We start from the raw sequence: 18,324 nt of genomic DNA on the forward strand, positions 1-18,324 counted from the left end.
GTTCACGTTAATTATTCCCTTCTGGTACCGCATTAATTAATGCACATTTTGTATGAATTGTTACATGTCTATTTTTGGAATCGAAGTTCTGCATGTTTTTATGTGCGTCCATTTCGCATGAAGAGAAATGGGAACACTTTTTCAAGGAATTACAAGGATAGATATATGAAAAATAAAAGTGCAGTGAGCACAAAGGCTAATTCAAAGGTATTGCACGCCAAACTGGCGCCGACCTGCTTTGCGACCATGCTTGCGCTGGGCATGATTATGCCAGCTCAGGCTGCCATCGTGGCAGGTAATACCGATAAACCGGCCATTCATACGGATGCAAGTGGCGCAACCATCGTTGATATCAACAAGGCGAGCGCGGGTGGGGTTTCCCATAACGTTTATTCCGAATTTAACGTCGACAGCAACGGCGTGATCCTGAATAACAGCGGCACAGCAACCAACACCCAATTAGCAGGCCAGATCAATGGCAACGCGAATATGGCCGGCGGCAGCGCTAAAGTGATCCTGAACGAAGTGCGTTCATCCGATCCGAGCCAGCTGAACGGCATGGTCGAAGTGGCGGGCCAGTCCGCGCAGGTGATTATCGCCAACCCATCAGGCATTACCTGTGACGGCTGCGGCTTTATCAATACCAACCACGCTACGCTGACCACCGGTACTGCCACCTACGATAACAAGGGTAATGTTAGCGGTCTGGATGTGAGCAAAGGTCAGGTGACCATCACCGGTAAAGGGATGGATACCCGCTCTACGCAGTACACCGACATTATTGCCCGTTCAGTGAAGGTCAATGCGAAACTTCAGGCTAACGAACTGAATATCGTCACGGGTAATAACCACATTGATAAATATGGCCGCGTGCAGAAGAAGTATGACAGCAGCAATGCCCCGGACGTAGCGCTGGATGTGTCTGCGCTGGGCTCCATGTACGCGAATAAAATCTATATGGAAGGCACTGACGCCGGCGTTGGCGTGCATATCGATGGTGCTGACCTGACGGCATCCGACACGCTGTCAATCAACGTTGAGGGTGTGGTCGAAAACAACGGCGGACGTATCAGCGGTAAAAATTCAGCTACCGTGATGGGAAGTGATGTCCTGAACCATAACGGTCAGATTACCTCTGAGGGGATGGTGTCCGTTGCCGCAGACAACACGCTGGACAACACTAACGGCGTCATTAAAGCTGCGATGGTGAATGTTTCCGGCAAAAATACCGTTAACAGCCATGGTTCCATTCAGGGCAGCCAGAATACCTTTATTACCGCTGACTCGCTGGACAACAGCGACGGTGAAATTCTCAGCAATGGCGATTTGACGATCGGCCGCGCCTCCTGGAATTACAATGCGCAGGGCGTGAATAACACCCATGGCCGCATTGTTGCTAAGGGTGCCCTCAGCGTTGACGCTGCCAGCCTGAACAACTCCGCTGGCCGCGTAGAAACCAACGGTGCGATGAGCGTCAATGTCGACACGCTGACGAACGACAACGGTCTCATTTCCGCCGGGAACGGCTGGAACATGATTAGCGCCTCCATGCTGAATAACGATAACGGTGTGATTCAGTCTCTGGGATCTGACAGCCAGCTTCAGGTGAGCGGCAACAACATGCTCTCTAACCGCAATGGATCAATCCACAGCGACGGCTCTGTTTCAATCAATGGCGCGCTGGATAATATGTCCGGCACCATCGCAGCCGAAAAAGACCTCTTTATGTACGGCACGTCCTACTATTCTGACCTTGCCAGTAAGATGGAAGCAGGCGGCAATATCGACATGACCGTGACCGGTACGTTCCAGAACGCCGGAACCCTTAAAGCGGGTCAGGATATGATGTTAACCATCGGTTCTAATGGCTGGAATAACTATGGCGGCCCGGTGCAGAACAGCGGTTCCATCGCGGCTGGCGGTCGCCTGGCGCTGCAGATGAACAGCAGTCAGTTCGACAACAGCGGCGACATTACCGCTAATCAGATGGATCTTCAGCTGGCAGACCTGTCCAACAGCGGCTCGATCGTCAGCAAGAATGATATCAACCTGAACACCACTAGCCTGGAAAACCGGGGCAACGGTACGCTCGTCGCAGACCATAACATCAACATTACCGCCTCTTATCTGATGACCGATGCAGGCAGCCAGATCAACGCGGGTTCTGATGCCATGCTGTTTGTCATGAACAATCTGGACAACAGCGGTGACATCCGCGCGGCGCATGACATTAATCTCGACGTAATGGGCAGCTACGGCTGGTCTCAAAGCACCGCGTATAACTACGGCACGATTGTGGCGGGTAATACCCTGAACGCACAGATGGACCGCGTAACCCTCATCAACGGCGGTACGCTGTCTGCTGATAACGGTATTACCCTGGTCAGCAACTACCTGACCAACAGCGGTAACATCACCAGTGCAAGCGGTATTACGCTGAACACGACTAACGGCATTAACAACGAAGCCAGCGGTAATATTACCGGCGATCGCGTGTACACCATGGGTTACGTCAATAACATGGGTGTGATTAACGAGACCGGTACAGCAAATCAAGACAACGGTAGTAACACTGCTGATAACAATAATACCAACCCAGATTCAGATACCACGGCGAATAATAGTGGAAATACCACCGTTAAGCCAAACGGTACACCTGAAGGTAATGGCGTTTGGGAAAACGGCGTTGTCTATTATCCGGGCGATCTGTATTACGGGTATCCCATTCAGGATATCGTTTATTACCCAGGCGGCTACTCCATTTATACCGCTTAATCGTTTGAAATAAACCAAAGCCCCATTCCTGGAATGGGGCTATCTATTTTTTCGTTATATTCAGGATCCTTCGCGGTCCATAAAGTTATTTACATGACTAATTATCGATCTGGCCTCGTTCTGCTATCACTGCTCGCGTCACTTCCCGATACTGTACATGCTGAACCGGCCACCACTCAGCAGCAGGATCAGGCGAGGCACGAACAGCTTGCACCGCCTGGGAAGTCAGTCCTTTCATCAGAAGGCATGCTCGCAACTGATGCGCTTGCACTGCCACATGAGACAGTGTGCTACGACATTCAGCATCTGAACATCGACAATACGCAGTCGCTTCCTCACTGGCTCACTTTTCGCGATATCATTCGTCAGGCTGAGAATAACTGTATCGGCGTGAAGGGAATTAAAGCCATACATACGGCCGTGCAGAATCGATTAATATCCCACGGATTTATTACTACCCGCGTATTAATACCGGAGCAAAATTTGCACAAGGGAACGTTAACCCTGCGAATTCTGCCTGGACGCGTCAGTGATGTCATTATTCAGGATGAAAGCGGCCTCCCCGTTCATAGCTGGAATAACGTCCCACAAGGGCCGGACGATCTCCTCGATTTACGCGGTCTGGAACAGGGGCTGGAAAACCTGCAGCGTATTCCCGGTTCGCAGGCCAGTATTCGTCTGGTGCCGGGGGAAAATCCTGGCGATACCCGCATTGAGATCAAGCGCGACCAGCGTAAAGCCTGGCGACTGGGCAGCTGGTTTGATGATTCCGGTAGTAAATACACCGGACGGTACCAGGGGGGCCTGGCGCTGTATCTGGATAACCCCACCTCGCTCAACGATATGTTTTATGCAGCGTATGGCGGTGGCTTCAAAAATGAAAACGGCAAGCGTAACGATAATACCTCGGCGTTTTACTCCGTTCCCTGGGGATACTGGGCGCTGGAACTTTATGCCAGCCAGTACAGAACGACGCAGACTCTCCATAGCGGTGATTTTAACTACCGGTACAGTAGCGATGAAAAGTTAATGACCGCCGCGCTTAACCGCGTGGTTTACCGCAGCGCGAGCCAGAAAACCACGCTGGACTTTAAAGGGATCAAGCGGGATTCCCGCTACGATCTTAATGACGTGGAAGTGGAGGTTCAGCACCGGGACACCAGCAGCTGGCAGCTCAGCCTGGAACATTTAGCCTATCTTCCCTTCGGTCAGCTTACGGCAAGCCTCGGTTATCAACATGCCGCACCGTGGTTTGGTGAAGAACCCGATGCTGAAGAGATGGTGGGCAGTGCCGACGCGCAGGCGCGCATCATTACGCTGAGTGCAGACGGTACTTTCCCGTTCAAACTGGGCAAGTTTGCCCTCAGCTATGAACCGCACTTCAAGCAACAGACCTCTCCGGACAGGCTGACCCAGCCCGATAAGTTCACCATCGGCAACCGCTGGACGGTGCGAGGCTTTGACGGAGAGTCCTCATTGTATGCCGACAAAGGCTGGTATCTGCGCAACGATATCAACCTGAATCTGCCGGTATGGGGAATGCAGCCGTATATTGGCGCAGACTATGGCGAAGTCAGCGGCTCAGAAAATGATTACTGGAGCGGGGCGCACATTGCAGGTGCGGTCGCTGGCGTGCGCGGGGTAAAAGGCCATCTGGGGTATGACCTTTTTGCGGGTGTACCACTGGCAAAACCGGATGAGATGCATACCAGTCCCGTCACGCTTGGGTTTTCGGTGCAATGGCAGTACTGACGGAGAAAGTCTCAGAATGGACGCAGGAGCGTTAGCCCCTGTCGGAGGGGGTAAATACAATCATGATTTACCCTCTTCAGGCTCTAATGAACACGCTGACATCCTCTTTGATTACGCTGGCAAATATATTGCTAAACGCCCGCACGATACGCGTGCTGATACTGTCCACTTTCAGCCTTTACTGGCTGGTGCTACTCCATATCCCCTGGCCTAACAACGGCGATTACGGCATGAACCTGCCGATGAACCTGCTGTGCTGGGGCGTGATGTCCATGCTGTCGCTGCTGGTATGGCTTTTTTTGCGTACGGCAACCGTGCGTATTACACGCACCAGCATACTCATGCTGGCGAGCGCGGTTCTGTTTACGCTGCCGATCCTCTGGTCTCCTTCTGAAGGCTTACCGACTGCCCTACCCCGGCTGGTCGGGATCTGGGGCGGAGTGTTGTGTTACGTGACTCTGCTTCAGGTTCCTCTTCAGGAGAAAGAAACCACAGGGATTTTTTATCTGCTGGCTATCGCTGCCGTTGTGGAATGTCTGATTTCGCTGGCGGGGCTTTACTGCCCGGCGTATCTCCCCTTCCCGCTCAATAACCTGGCTGAAAATTATTCTGGCTACGCACCGGGTATATTTCAGCAACTGAATGTCACCGCTCATTTCTGGCGACGGGGCTGGTCGCCCTGCTGTTTGTTCTTGCCGATGCTCGATGCGTCTGTTACCGGGTTCGCGCAGAATCGTATCGCCTGCTGTTTATTTGTGTCAGCATCATAGTGATATCGGCCACGCTGGTTGTGTTTCACTCACGCACCGGCTGGCTCGGCGGGTTAATCGGCATTCTGTGCGTATCGGTGATGTTCAGCCACCCGCGTTTTCGCGTTCGAACGACAAGTCGCCGCCGCCTGCTGGTGGTCCTTTTGCCGTTCGCGGGTGGGCTTTTAGGCATGCTGATGCTGAATCAGCCTCTGGACGCATCCCTCGCGCACGAAAGCTCCAGCAATCAGCGGATGTTAACCCTGGAATACACGCTACGTATGATCGGCGTTCATCCTTGGCGGGGCTGGGGGTTAGGAATGTTTGAACCCGCCTTCCAGAATTTTATGGCCGCGCTGCCGTTCGATAATCCAAGCCGGGAAATGATGCAACACCCGCACAATGAGACGCTGTTTATCTGGGCGGAGGGCGGCGTGATTGCGCTGGCGGGCGGGCTGTGTCTCCTGTGGGGCTGGATAGTTCTTTTCCTGAGGCGAAAAAGCCTGTGGCAGTGGGCGGCACTGCTCACCACCTTGCCGATTCTGCTGCACACTCAGGTGGAGTTTCCACTCTATTATTCCGTGGCGCACTATTTTGCCATTCTGATTTTAATGGCCTCAGCAGACGGAGAACTCCGCACATTTCAGGTTCGCAGTTCGCGGTTACGTTGGCCGCTGGTGTTCATCGCACTGTATGGCTTAGTGCTTTCTGCACAGCTTTTTTTTGCCAGCATTGTGCTGGGAAATTTTGAGACGGGCAGACTTGCTTTCCCTGAGAGCATTACCGGTTTACACGTGCCGGGACTCATGCAGATGCGCTATCAGCGTGACCTTAGCCAGCTCCATTTGTTGCATTTCAACCGGTCGGGCGATATCGATGAGCTGGAAAAGTATGCCGTTGAAAACAGGGAGTGGATTACATTGCATATGGTCGAGGATGCCTGGAACGATCAGGTCAATATTATGTCCTTTTTACAGCACCAGAGCGAAGCTGAGAAATTAAAACTCCAGGCCCACCGGTTAATGCCATGGGACGATCGTTTTAAGCCATAAGGGATCCAAAACGCTTTCAGCCGCGTTTATTAACGCGGCTTTTTTATATGTGGAATTACGTCCTGAAGGCAGATCCACGTATTCCTCCCTCTCCTCAGAATGTCATCACTCCTGCAGTTTAAAATAGCCTATAGCGAGGTACGTCCCAGCAAAAAAACCTTCTGGCATTGCGGCTAGAGACAACAGGTTTTGGCGATACGCCATTGAAGATATAGTTGAAGCGGGAAGAAGATTAGTATAGACGCTAACTCTGCGTAGATCGCCAGAATCAAACCCGTTCAGGGCAAGAATTGGGAATAGAACGAGGCAGAAACAATGAGGCCGGGCGTCCTGCCCGGTCGGTCATTGCGGACGTTACTGGTAGATGAGTTCCAGAACTGCCGTGGCATTTGCTGCGCCAGGACGAATTGCTTCTTTAGTTTGAATATAGCGAGCGGTAATAGGAAAACTTTCTTTCCCGCCGGAAGATTTTTTCAAAGTAATGAGTTTGTTGATTTCAAGCGGCGTGCCATTATAAAGAAGCTGTACGCCTACACCATCTGCAACGCCGTTCTGGCCCTGATTGCCACTGAGTGCCAGAATACTCTTTTCGGTGGAATCAGGGTTCTGTACGCCATTAAGCTTAATATTGATATTTGCGTCGGCATTGCAGTCCAGCTTAAGATCCACCGTGCTCGTCTTATCAGGAGTAGAATTCACCCCTTTAAATTCAGTTGTGAGTACGTCTCCGATCGGAAAGGACAAGCCATTGCCTGATTCAATTGAACATGCCAAAGAGTTAATATTCCCTCCCGATGTATTTATGTTAAAGAGAACAGTGCTTGTTTCTAAATTGGTCACACGGCCTATTTCGCCTGCCGCCAGTCGGCCCGAAGTAATATCTCCCGTCTTTACTAAATAAACGGTTGCAACATTACTTGCTGTCCAATACGTATACGAACTCATACCAGTCGGGCTACTGAAAGAATTATTCTTCCCTGGATTTTCAAAATAATCGTAAGCTCCGGCACCTGAATGGGTATAAGTAAACACCTTAATGCCGACGCCCGGGATGTTTGTATTATAAACGGAGGCGAGTGATGTTTTAGTTGCACCGGCATAATTCATCTTCATCTCTTGCGTGCATGCACCGGCGTATGCAGAGATACCTACCGTCGCCGGGACGGAAACCTCCTTCTGCAATAACACGGTGCCTACCGGCACATCTCTTTGTATATTAAGATCGTTAAAGGTAAAATCTGCTACCTGGCCTTGACCACCTGGAGTACAACTAGCATAGCTATACCCACAAAACAAAAAGGCAATAAGGAAAAAAAAGATATTTCGATTCATAACACATATCTCATAAAAACCTAAAGTCAGATCAATCCTTCTTTAGTTACTGAAAAAGAAAATACAATGAACTTGTATTAAATATGAAACAGAAAAGCCATAAATCTGTCATTGGCCGTTTCACTCATAATTTATGACAAACGTCACCGTCACATTCGTGCTTCCCGCCGTAACGCTGTCTTTTACAGCCGTATAACGCGCCGAGAAATCCAATACCGCCTCAGCCTGCTCCGGTTTCAGTGCTACACCCGTGCTGGTTTTCCCCGGTGGGACAGGCTTACCGTTACCGTCATAGATTCCCAGTGCCAGACCATTGACTGAATCTGAACTGACGTCAATAGCGAATAAATCAGAGTTTAGTGAATCCGCAACGCCCGAAAAGGTAACGGTGGCTTCACTTGCCGCCGGTCCGCAATGTTCCAAATTAATGGAGAATGACTTATCGGGTGAACTGTCTCCTACTTTCCTGAATTGTTTTTGTGCCATCACCCCCATATCCACAACGAAATTTTGTGAATCAGAAGCAATTTCGCAAGTGTTATCCTGAATAACACCTGCAATATTCACCGTTCCGTCATGGGCCTGTGACAGGCCACAAAAAATCATCACTAACCAGGAAATAAACTGTATCTTATTACATTGAATCATGACCAGTAACTCATTGATATGATAAATCAAAAAATAACACTGCTGTCGCATCACCAGGCGTCACAGGGTATTTTGTTGATTTGTAACGCAACAGAAAGGAGAGCGTATTTTCTCCCTCATCCAATGGAAATGTCTTCGATTCGGACTTATTAAAAGGTATGGTTTTGCCCCCGTTATCCAGCAATTCAATACCAATACCTGTAGCGAGTGTCGTTCCTGTTTCAGTTTCGCTCAGAGCGAGTAATACTGGATTGTCAGCATCGGGCGTACCCGAAAACTTAACCGAAACTGAAGCCAATTTACTGTAACAATTTGAGAGATTAATATTCATCGCTTTGAATGCAGAATTACTGCCGACAGAGGGAAAATCCTTACCTGAAAATGAGCCTATAGTGATTTTTTTTGTGAAAGCAACCTCACAGACGCTTGCCACCACATCGCCAGAGATGGTCAGGGTACTTTCGCTCGCCTTAGCCGGGAATATCCCTGCCACAGAAAAAATAAGCAAGAAAAAACATAACACATTATTTTTCATGGTTTCCTTCCCTATTAGCGACAAATCAATTTGATCTGCGTAATCGCTGTATTTTCTGCTTCAACAGGAAGTTGATAGCTTGCGTTACAGGTCATGTTGCTGCCCTCTCCCCACTGCACCGTGAATGTGCCCTTTTGCGCCAGGCCGGATAGATAAACCTGTCCATCCTCTCCAACAATGCTGCCAGTACCATCGTCACGCGTGACGGTCGCCCCAAACGGAACAGGCTGGTTATTATGCAGCAACGTTATCAGTGCACGGCTACCTACATGGGCCTTGAAGGAGACGCGAACCAGAGCACCTTTTGTAGGAACAACATCTGCTACCGTGTCCTCAAGATCAACTTTGTCACCCAGTGTTGTGGTGTCCAGGCCTATACGGTTTTTACGGTAGGTCGTTGCGAAAGGCACAACAGCATATCCACGCCAGTCCGTTTTCACGCCGGTGGAGTTTTCAACTTTAACGTTATCCGCACCCGGCGCTTCAACCAGGACATTCGTTTCCCCTAGCGGCTGGCTCAGAGTAATGCCGTGTCGATGCGCCACGATGCCGCCCGCAACGCCGTAGGTCACCTGCTGAGAATTACTGCTGTCGTAGCTGTAACCTACGTTGGCATTACCATATCCACCCTGATAAGCAAGGCTGGCATTACCGCTATTACCTGTACCCTGATTACCGTAGCCCTGCTGAACGCTGTAGCTCAGGTTATTGCCTTCCAGCAGAGTACCGCTGATCCCGGCGTTCTGGGTGACGCTACCGTGGTTATCGTGGTTCATGCTGTACGTCGCAAATGCGTTATTTGACGACGAGGCTCCCTGCGCTGAGAGCCATTTACCGATCGGTAACGACAGGTTGAATGCAATCATTTTGTCGGCTACGGGTTGGCCGGACATCTGGCTGTAGTTGTAGCTCAAACCGATATTAATATCCTTCCAGGTGGTGTTATAACCAAACTGCACCAGCGTATCTTTATCATCGTTATGCCAGTAACTTTGCTGGCTTCCGCTGAGATAAATGGAGCCAAAACCACCCAGTTGTTGAGAAATATTGACCTGCAACTTTCCGCGCTTGGTGTAATAGAGGTTGTAGTAGTCGAACCAGTGCGGCACATCGTTGTTATCATCATCATCCTCGTTCAGCGGATTGCTGTTGTAGCCATCCATGTGCTTGTACGTAGTATCCGTAAAGGTGTAATAGCCTGACGTTGAATAGCGATAGCCCAATAACTGGAAGTTAGTTCCTATTTCGTTTAACGATTTTGCATAAAGCAAACGCAATGACTGACCGCTATGCTCGGTCTCATCAATAAGCGTACTTTGGGCGTGAGTGACATCCGCAGACAGCGCGCCCCAGTGGCCCATATTGACCCCCGTCCCGATCGCCATTGCCTTGTAGTTGTCAGACAGCTGTGCGCCGCCATACAACGTAAAACCATGCGGCAAGCCCCAGCTTAATGTTCCTTGTGTGAAAGAGACTTGATCTTGCTGTTCGTTGCTGGTGCGGTACTTCGCGGCTGTGGCAGAATATTTCAGACGACCTTCGCGCTGTAGTAACGGGACGGCGGAATAAGGGACAGAATAGGAGGTAATAGCACCATCCTGCTCTTTTACTTCTACCGTCAAATCCCCGCTTGAGGATGTCGGAAAGAGATCGTCTATTGCAAAGGCGCCAGGCGCTACGTAAGTCTGATAAATAACGTATCCGTTTTGTTTGATCGTCACCTGAGCGTTGCTTTTTGCAATACCGCGCACCGTGGGGGCGAAGCCTTTTAGGCTGTCCGGCAACATATTGTCGTCTGAGGCCAGCTGAACACCACGGAAGCTAACGCTGTCAAACACGTCACCACTGGTATAACTGTCACCCACCGTCAGTTCACTTTTCAGCGAGATGATCGTGCGTTCCAGAAAACCACTAATGTGTTGCCACTGGCTGGTTGTCTCTCCATTACTACTGGTGCTACGGTTAAATGTAGAATAGTCACGATAACGCCATGCTCCCAGGTTTACGCCGCCGTTTAGCCCCAGAAAATTGCTGCTACCTTCGCCGCTGCTGTCTTTTCGTCTGGAGCCATTCAGGTTGTAGTTCAGAAGCAGGGCGTTAATCCCCTGATCCCATTTTTCCGGAGGAATGTAGCCCCGTGCGCTATTTTTAAGCGCAACCTGTGGCACACTGAGATCCAGGCGCTGCTTGCTAAAATCAAAACTGGCTTTAGCCCCCTCAATCAAAGTCGCGATGTCGATACACTGTCCGTCTACAGACTGTTTTCGGTCTTGCGGAATACTCAGATCGAGCCCCAGGCCGCCCAACACCTTCTCAGATAAACAGGCCGTCAAACCTGTATCATCGGAGGATGACGGGGCACTGGAATTCTGCGTTTGCCGGGCCTGAAACTCGACATCATGACTGATGATAAAATCATTATTGAGATAGATGTCTACGCGATATATCCCAGGGGCCTGGCTGCCGTCGTTTTCAAAGCGGGATAGATCGGCAACCTGATTTTTGCCATCCGCTAAAAAAGCCGGATTAAAATAGTTCTCTGCATGCAAAACACCGGGAAATAAACCCGTTCCAATAACTAAAGCTAATGGAGATAACCGCCAGCAGACTGCATTAATCATTCGAGCTTGTTTTCGAAGTTTCATAACATCTTATGACCTGTCTGCATTACGCATTGCATGTTAGTGCTGGGGTTACTGCGCCATAGTCATTCATGGTCTGGAAAGAGATACTGCCCTGGGCATTATCTGGCGCCGTTACCTGAAGGTTACCCATTGGGGGAACCATGTTGTTCGGCAATGCTTTCCCTCCAACGCTGAATTTCACCAGCGAAACAAAATAGGGAGAAGGGTTTGTAATGGTGATGCTTTTTCCACTACGCTGGCAACGCAGCGTTGCAGGTGCATCCATTGATTTCATTTTTAAATGCGCAGGGCGAACAAATAATTTGATCACACTTTGCGTAGCGATCTGTAAGGTATTACCCTGAAGTTGTTTTTTATCGAGTGAAGGTATTGCTTTGTTATTGAAGTAAAATACTGACTCGCGATCTTCCGGAAGTTTTGGGCCTACATACATGATGCGCAGAACGTTCGCTTTTTGAGGCTTCATCACAAACAATGGCGGCGTCACGGTAAACTGTGTGGATTTATTACCCTGGAGATCGGACACCCAAGATTGTACCAAAAACGTCTCTTTGTTATTGGTGTTAACAACATTGATGCTGGTTTGTTTTTCACCCAACGGATAAATGATTCGGGTGGCCCCCAGTGCGATCCCTTCTGCATAAACAAAATGACTATTTCCCAGACAGAGCATTGGCAAGAGTAACATTGAAATAAGGGTTTTCATTTTTAAAAAATCCAAAAAAAAAATAAAAAAGCATCCTGGTGAGCACTTATCCATTTTTACTTACTGATAAATCACCGAGAAAGTGACGGCCGCACTGGCATCCCCCGCCGTAACGGGCATCGATACAGAGCGATATCGTGCGGTAAACAGTAATGTGTTCTCTCCGGCAATCAGCGGCATTTTTGCGAGAGGTTGGCTATCAGGAATTACCTGGTTGCCTCTCATATCAAAAATACCAATTCCGACGCCCTTTGCAGCACCAGAGCCAAAACCTGCCTGAAAGACCTGTGGATCCTTAAGATCAGCCAGTCCGTTGAAGGTGACGCCTGCCGACTCGCTGGTTGAAGTGGCACAATTTTCAAGCTTAATCCAGAAGGTGACCGGTTCCGCCCAACTTCCTGGCCCTAAAAATGAACCGGTACGGACTTGACCCATCATGACACTCTGGTCAAAACTCTGCGTATCAATTGAACATGAGCTATTAACCACAGCACCATAGAAATGCACTTTTCCCACGGTTGATATATCGCTGCTAATACCTGGCTGAATAAATAGCAGTTGAACGAAAATTATCAGTGCTATCAGACGAAACATGTTTATCTCAATAAAAAATAATGATGAAGCGCCAGAAATATCCCCCCCGGAATTCCAGAGGGGGATAAATAAAGCAATCAGGAATAGATGATCTGGAATGTTGCAACAGCTTCAACAGCACCCGCTGTTGGTTCATCCCCAGTTGTCAGATAATCAACACTCATAGGAATGGTGTTGTCGCCTTTTGACAGCGGAATGGTGTCAGATGCGGTTCCAGAGTTAACATTCATCGCCTTACCATCTGGCCCAAACAGGCGCAAAGCCACGCCAGTTGCTCCGCCAGAACCTGCGGTGTTAGCCAAAGCACCTGCAGTTACAGCGTCAGACTGACCGCTGAAACTGATAGCGGCATTCGTATAAGTGCTGACATCGCAGTTAGTCAGGGTCACGTAGAACGGCTTAGACTGGCCAGAAACGGCATCTTTAGCGCCGAGGCTTTTCAACGTAATTTGATCAATATGGACAACCTGGTCTTCAGATTCCAGGGCAACAGCGCACGGTGCGTCAACCACAGAACCCATAAACTTAATATTACCACCGTTAACGGTCGTAGTGGTGCTTGCCGCCTGTGCACAGGTGGCGCTTGCCATAATAGATGCCATAACTACAGCGAACATATGCTTCTTCATTTAAAACTCCAGATACCTATAAGAAAGAAAAATCCTGTTTTCTCAAATAAAACATTATTTTTCAGCGAAAAAATACTCAGCATGTTGCAACAATGTTTTACTGACATGGGAATTTTTACAATATTAAATTTCCAGTTCAAATGAAATGCGATCCTCTCCTGGCTCCTAAATGGGACAATGTTTAGAAGGACAATACCCTTAGCGGTACTTAGAATTACAGCATCAGCATGGAAAACTGTCTTTTCCCGTTAAGGAGTCATATATTATCTCTTGGAGTTTTACCGTGAAAATTATTTCTATTTTACTGCTTGGCTGCACTATCGCTGCCACCTGCCAGATGGCTCATGCAACGGTCAATATTGGCGGAACACGCCTCGTCTATGCAGGTGCAAAAAAAGAAGTGTCGCTCAGCGTTCGTAATCCGGACAGTAGTCCTTATCTTATCCAGACGGTTATCGATAATCTTGATAGTAGTCCGCAAAAACCGCCCTTTATCATCACCCCTCCGCTTTATCGCCTTGATGGAGGGAAAGAAAACCTGATGCGCGTTATCCAGTCAGGAAATCTTCCACAAGATAAAGAGTCCATGTTCTGGCTACGTGTTAAGGCAATCCCATCTGCGCCACGTGAAAAAAATACGCTACAGATTGCGGTATCAACCAGCATCAAACTGATTTACCGCCCGGACTCGCTGAAAAACCTGGATGTAGAGAAAGAGAGCGACAAACTCAGCTGGCATATCTCTGGCAACCAACTGGATATCAACAATCCGACGCCCTGCTACATTAATTTCAATGAAATCAGTGTTGCCGGAAAAAAACTCACGAATGTCTCCTATGCGTCTCCAGGAAAAACAACATCTTTTACGCTACCTGCGGGTGTTAATTCAGGAAATATTCAATTTAGCGTCATCAGCGACTTCGGCGCTGTGGGTAAGATGCACTCAAAATCTGCTTAAATGGTTATGATTATGTTTAACGTAAATAAATTCTTTTTATCATCAACAGCCTGTATTTTCCTTGCTGCGGGTATTGTCCACTCGGCTTTTGCCGTAGACCCAGTACAAATTACCGTAACGGGCAATATTGTCGCCTCACCTTGTGTAATCGATACGGGAAGCGAGTCATTAAATATTTCTCTGGGAGACCAGTTGCAAAGCGCCGATCTCAATGCAGCAGGAAGCGGTTCTGCATGGGTACCAATTAACGTCGTTTTCAAAAGCTGTCCGGCGGGTACTTCAACCATTACCGCGACATTTCACGGCACAGCCGATGCTGGGGACCCGAATACACTGTACAGCAACACGGCAGTAGATGCGGGTGAAAACAAAGCGGCCAAAAACATCGCTGTTCAGCTTGAAGGTTTGGCTAATGAAGCTTACGGCAACGGCAAAACGGCGACTATTGATATTGCCTCCGCAGGCACGACCCCCACCTTTAAGATGCATACTCGCGCTTTCAGTAAAGACGGTGGCGCGACACCGGGAAAAATCAGCTCCGTTATCACGATGTCATTCACGTATAACTAACAAACGGGTTTTTCTCCCGGATACGGCTCAAGGATGGCCGTTTTCGGTCATTTTTTGATTATAGGGTGCTGAAAGGGGTATCATGATTTTCTCTCGCTTTGCGTCTTTGCTGGCTGCATTCAACGCGTTCTCCCCATCGCCTTTACGTTAAACATCCTTCACCTTTCAGCCTCTATTAAGATAACGTGTTGTTTGTTGCGCGTAGCCCATGGTGTCATTTATAACCTTGTCCTCACGACCACCACTTTTATCAACCTCTGATATACTCGTAGTGATATTTCTCTGGGAATGTTGTACGCTATGAAACCTGAAAATTATATTATAAAACTTATACATGAACTCTCTGAACCGGCGCGCGTAAGGGTAGGACGCCAACGGCAAATCATTTCATTGGATCAGCTTGAAGAACCGATGACATTCATACTGCATTCCGGCATCGTCGCCGTCTACCGAACGAGAGACCGGCTTCTACTGAAGTTTATCGAAGCCCCGATGATCGTTGGTATGAATGATCTTATTGATACCAATGCGGGTTTTTATATGCAGGCCTGCGGTGAAATTAGATATGAAATCAAACCACGAAAATCCACACTTGAAACTATTAACAATCGCAATCTTTGGCAGGAAGCCGCCTATTCGTATATGTATGCCATAAAACGTTTACTACAAGCTCACGAAACTTCGGTTGGGTTGTCTACATACGAGTTGATTCGTTTAAACCTTGTGTCACTAATGACCGAAAAAGAAGACGTTCGTCTGTCAGTTAATGCCTGTGATTACATACAGGAAAAAACCCATCTTTCGCGCAGTCGAATTATGAAGATCCTGAGCGATTTGAAAACAGGCAACTATATTAAAATTGAACGTGGGCTCTTAATGGCAATACACAGGCTTCCGGATCACTACTGACCCGGGTAACCAGGTTTATTTGTTCTGCTTCGCCAACCATGCCATTGCCCTTTCTCCCGCCTCATCCACCGGTAAATACACCAGCAGCCGCGACCCGTTTCGCGGCGCTGAGTACCAGTACATCTGCTGCAGCGTAAAATCCCCCAGCTCGGGATGGGTAAACAGCTTGAGCTGGTTCTCCACACCGCGCACGTCGTTGCGCTGGTGCCACAGGGTTTTAAACTCTTCCGACACCGCAAAGAAGCGCGCCAGTTTGACCTCCCACAGCGGATCGCCCCGGTGCTCGGCCATCGCCGCCCGGAAATAGGAAACAAATATGGGCAGCACATCGTCACGCCTGCCGAGACGCGCGCGCCACGCCGGGTTGGTGAGGAACAGGTAAATACAGTTGCGGTCTTCCGGCGGGATTTCATTGAAATCGACGCCCATCAGGTGCCCGAAGCTGTCGTTCCACGCCACGATGTCGAAATTCGGTTTCTGAATGCTGGCGGGTTTAGGCATCAGCGTATCCAGCAGGCGGCGCGTGCCCTCGCTGATACCCTCGCAGCAAACCGCCTGCGGCGCTTCACCCGGCGGCAGCCCGGCTAACACAAACAGGTGTCGGGCCTCGGTCGGGGTGCATTGCAGCGCTTTTGCCACAGCGGCCATCACCGCGCTGGACGGATTGACGTCCCTGCCCTGCTCAAGCCAGGTATACCAGGTCACGCCCACGTCCGCGAGCATCGCCACCTCTTCCCGGCGCAGACCCGGCGTGCGGCGACGACCGCTGCGCGGCAGGCCGAGACGCTGCGGATCGAGGCTTTCGCGTCGCGCGCGTAAAAATGCCCCCAGCTGTTTTCGGGTGTCATCCTGAAGTGAGACGACGGGTTCAGACATCAAGGCCATAAATCCCCCTGCATGGTAGTGCCAGTACCAGTATAAGCAAGAACTGGTACCCGTTTATCAGATGGTTGATGCTACGACCATCTGTTGAATGACGCAATGGAGTTACCATGAATACGTCAGTTGTTTCACCGGGCCGCGCTGGCCTGATATTGCTGCTAACCGGCCAGATGCTGCCGATGATTGATACCTCAATCACCAACGTCGCGCTGGACGCCATCACCCACTCGCTGAACGCCACCGCCACCGAGCTGGAGCTGATAGTCGCCCTCTACGGCGTGGCCTTCGCCGTCTGCCTCGCGCTCGGCAGCAAGCTGGGGGATAACTTTGGCCGTCGGCGTCTGTTCATGTGGGGCGTCGCGAGCTTTGGCCTGGCCTCGCTGCTGTGCGGGATGGCGGGGAACATTGAACAGCTGCTGGCCGCGCGCATCGTTCAGGGGGCGGGGGCCGCGCTGATCGTGCCGCAAATTCTTGCTACCCTGCACGTGACGCTGAAAGGTACGGCGCACGCTAAAGCCATCAGCCTGTTTGGCGGCATCGGTGGGATTGCGTTTATCGTCGGCCAGATGGGCGGCGGCTGGCTGGTGTCGGCGGATATCGCCGGGCTGGGCTGGCGTAACGCCTTCTTCATCAACGTGCCGATTTGTCTGGTGGTGCTGGCACTGAGTCGCCATTTCGTACCCGAAACCCGTCGCGAGACGCCGTCACGCATCGACTGGACCGGAACCGTGCTGCTGGCGATCATTCTTTGCTGCCTGCTGTTCCCGATGGCGCTCGGCCCACAGTGGCACTGGTCGTGGCCGCTGAAGGTTATGCTTCTCGCCATTATTCCGCTGGGCTGGCTGACGGCGCTGAATGCGCGCAAAAAGGAGCGTGAGAACGCCCATCCGCTGATCCCGCCGCGCCTGCTGCAGCTTCGCAGCGTTCGCTTTGGCATTCTGATTGCGATGCTCTTTTTCAGCGTCTGGTCCGGGTTTATGTTCTGTATGGCGCTGACCATGCAAACCGGTCTGGGGATGGCACCGTGGCAGTCCGGAAACAGTTTTATCGCGCTGGGCGTAACTTACTTTATTTCGGCGTGGTTCGCGCCGAGGCTGATTGCTCGCTACAGCACCAGTACCATTCTGCTGACGGGTCTGGCGATCCAGATTGCCGGCCTGCTGGCGCTGATCGCCACGTTCCGCGTCTGGGGAATGGAGAATACCGCCCTGACGCTGGCGCCCGCGACCGGGCTGGTCGGCTACGGGCAGGCGCTGATCGTGAACAGCTTCTACCGCATCGGGATGCGCGATATTCAGCCTGACGACGCGGGGGCTGCGAGCGCCATTCTCAGCACGCTGCAGCAGGCCGCGCTGGGGCTTGGCCCGGCCATTTTTGGCGCGATTTTGCTGCACGCGCTGCAAAACCATCACGGGGATTACACCCAGGCGGTGAACGTCTTCCTGATGGTGGAAACGGCGATGATGGTGGTGCTTGCCCTGGCGACGCTGCGCATCCGCCATCGCCTGTGCCTGCCGGTGGTGAAGGTCTGCCAGGCCACCAAATAAGCCCGGGAATTTGCATAATAGATCCGCAGCCGCCATTATGG

The 18,324-nt window shown here is 50.4% G+C and carries 16 protein-coding genes; 8 read left to right on the forward strand and 8 right to left on the reverse strand.

The genetic code is table 11. The annotated features are described in order from the left end of the window. The first annotated feature begins 165 nt into the window (after positions 1–165). From FOY96_RS22990 to FOY96_RS16280, 4 genes are all read left to right on the forward strand, one after another. On the forward strand, positions 166–2,775 hold the full coding sequence (locus FOY96_RS22990) for a two-partner secretion domain-containing protein (protein WP_172620522.1): 2,610 nt from the start codon (positions 166–168) through the stop codon (positions 2,773–2,775). Between the two features lie 93 nt (positions 2,776–2,868). Then, a complete protein-coding gene (locus FOY96_RS16270; RefSeq protein ID WP_143347432.1) occupies positions 2,869–4,527 on the forward strand; it encodes a ShlB/FhaC/HecB family hemolysin secretion/activation protein in 1,659 nt (552 codons plus the stop codon). An 86-nt stretch (positions 4,528–4,613) separates the two neighbouring features. Next, entirely contained in the window at positions 4,614–5,297 is a 684-nt protein-coding gene (locus FOY96_RS16275; RefSeq protein WP_143347433.1) for a hypothetical protein, read from the forward strand. A 20-nt stretch (positions 5,298–5,317) separates the two neighbouring features. Beyond that, positions 5,318–6,328, forward strand: coding sequence for an O-antigen ligase family protein (locus tag FOY96_RS16280; RefSeq protein WP_143347434.1), 1,011 nt, complete (start codon positions 5,318–5,320; stop codon positions 6,326–6,328). Between the two features lie 354 nt (positions 6,329–6,682). Here FOY96_RS16280 and FOY96_RS16285 read toward each other — a convergent pair whose 3' ends face one another. The 7 genes from FOY96_RS16285 to FOY96_RS16315 all read right to left on the reverse strand — a co-directional run bounded on the left by FOY96_RS16285 (position 6,683) and on the right by FOY96_RS16315 (position 13,417). Further along, the gene (locus FOY96_RS16285; protein WP_143347435.1) at positions 6,683–7,660 is read right to left on the reverse strand and encodes a fimbrial protein; all 978 of its coding nucleotides are present in this window, start codon (positions 7,658–7,660) and stop codon (positions 6,683–6,685) included. A gap of 120 nt (positions 7,661–7,780) precedes the next feature. Continuing rightward, complete coding sequence (locus FOY96_RS16290) at positions 7,781–8,338, reverse strand: fimbrial protein (protein ID WP_172620523.1); 558 nt, start codon at positions 8,336–8,338, stop codon at positions 7,781–7,783. Then, complete coding sequence (locus tag FOY96_RS16295; RefSeq protein WP_112778350.1) at positions 8,319–8,843, reverse strand: fimbrial protein; 525 nt, start codon at positions 8,841–8,843, stop codon at positions 8,319–8,321. The genes FOY96_RS16290 and FOY96_RS16295 overlap by 20 nt, the downstream gene beginning before the upstream one ends. A 14-nt stretch (positions 8,844–8,857) precedes the next feature. Beyond that, positions 8,858–11,488 carry a fimbrial biogenesis usher protein gene (locus tag FOY96_RS16300; protein ID WP_143347437.1) on the reverse strand — a complete coding sequence of 877 codons (2,631 nt, stop codon included), beginning with the start codon at positions 11,486–11,488 and terminating at the stop codon, positions 8,858–8,860. A 22-nt stretch (positions 11,489–11,510) separates the two neighbouring features. Beyond that, positions 11,511–12,248, reverse strand: a complete 738-nt coding sequence (locus FOY96_RS16305) for a fimbria/pilus periplasmic chaperone (protein ID WP_269473754.1) — start codon at positions 12,246–12,248, stop codon at positions 11,511–11,513. Positions 12,249–12,254: 6 nt separating this feature from the next. Next, a complete protein-coding gene (locus tag FOY96_RS16310) occupies positions 12,255–12,788 on the reverse strand; it encodes a fimbrial protein (protein ID WP_112778348.1) in 534 nt (177 codons plus the stop codon). A gap of 77 nt (positions 12,789–12,865) precedes the next feature. Then, positions 12,866–13,417, reverse strand: coding sequence for a fimbrial protein (locus FOY96_RS16315; protein WP_143347438.1), 552 nt, complete (start codon positions 13,415–13,417; stop codon positions 12,866–12,868). A gap of 283 nt (positions 13,418–13,700) precedes the next feature. On the opposite strand from FOY96_RS16315, the gene FOY96_RS16320 reads away from it, so the two are divergent. The 3 genes from FOY96_RS16320 to FOY96_RS16330 all read left to right on the forward strand — a co-directional run bounded on the left by FOY96_RS16320 (position 13,701) and on the right by FOY96_RS16330 (position 15,854). After that, positions 13,701–14,375 carry a fimbrial biogenesis chaperone gene (locus tag FOY96_RS16320; RefSeq protein ID WP_370650850.1) on the forward strand — a complete coding sequence of 225 codons (675 nt, stop codon included), beginning with the start codon at positions 13,701–13,703 and terminating at the stop codon, positions 14,373–14,375. A 12-nt stretch (positions 14,376–14,387) separates the two neighbouring features. Next, positions 14,388–14,945 carry a fimbrial protein gene (locus FOY96_RS16325; protein WP_172620524.1) on the forward strand — a complete coding sequence of 186 codons (558 nt, stop codon included), beginning with the start codon at positions 14,388–14,390 and terminating at the stop codon, positions 14,943–14,945. A 300-nt stretch (positions 14,946–15,245) separates the two neighbouring features. Further along, complete coding sequence (locus FOY96_RS16330; RefSeq protein ID WP_165356692.1) at positions 15,246–15,854, forward strand: helix-turn-helix domain-containing protein; 609 nt, start codon at positions 15,246–15,248, stop codon at positions 15,852–15,854. Positions 15,855–15,869: 15 nt separating this feature from the next. On the opposite strand, the gene FOY96_RS16335 is transcribed toward FOY96_RS16330, so the two are convergent. Beyond that, a complete protein-coding gene (locus FOY96_RS16335; RefSeq protein WP_143347440.1) occupies positions 15,870–16,739 on the reverse strand; it encodes a helix-turn-helix transcriptional regulator in 870 nt (289 codons plus the stop codon). A gap of 107 nt (positions 16,740–16,846) precedes the next feature. Between FOY96_RS16335 and FOY96_RS16340 the strand changes: the two genes are divergently transcribed. After that, the gene (locus FOY96_RS16340; RefSeq protein ID WP_063440703.1) at positions 16,847–18,283 is read left to right on the forward strand and encodes an MFS transporter; all 1,437 of its coding nucleotides are present in this window, start codon (positions 16,847–16,849) and stop codon (positions 18,281–18,283) included. The last annotated feature ends 41 nt before the right edge of the window (positions 18,284–18,324 follow it).

Source organism: Enterobacter asburiae, from assembly GCF_007035645.1.
Taxonomy (GTDB): domain Bacteria; phylum Pseudomonadota; class Gammaproteobacteria; order Enterobacterales; family Enterobacteriaceae; genus Enterobacter; species Enterobacter asburiae_B.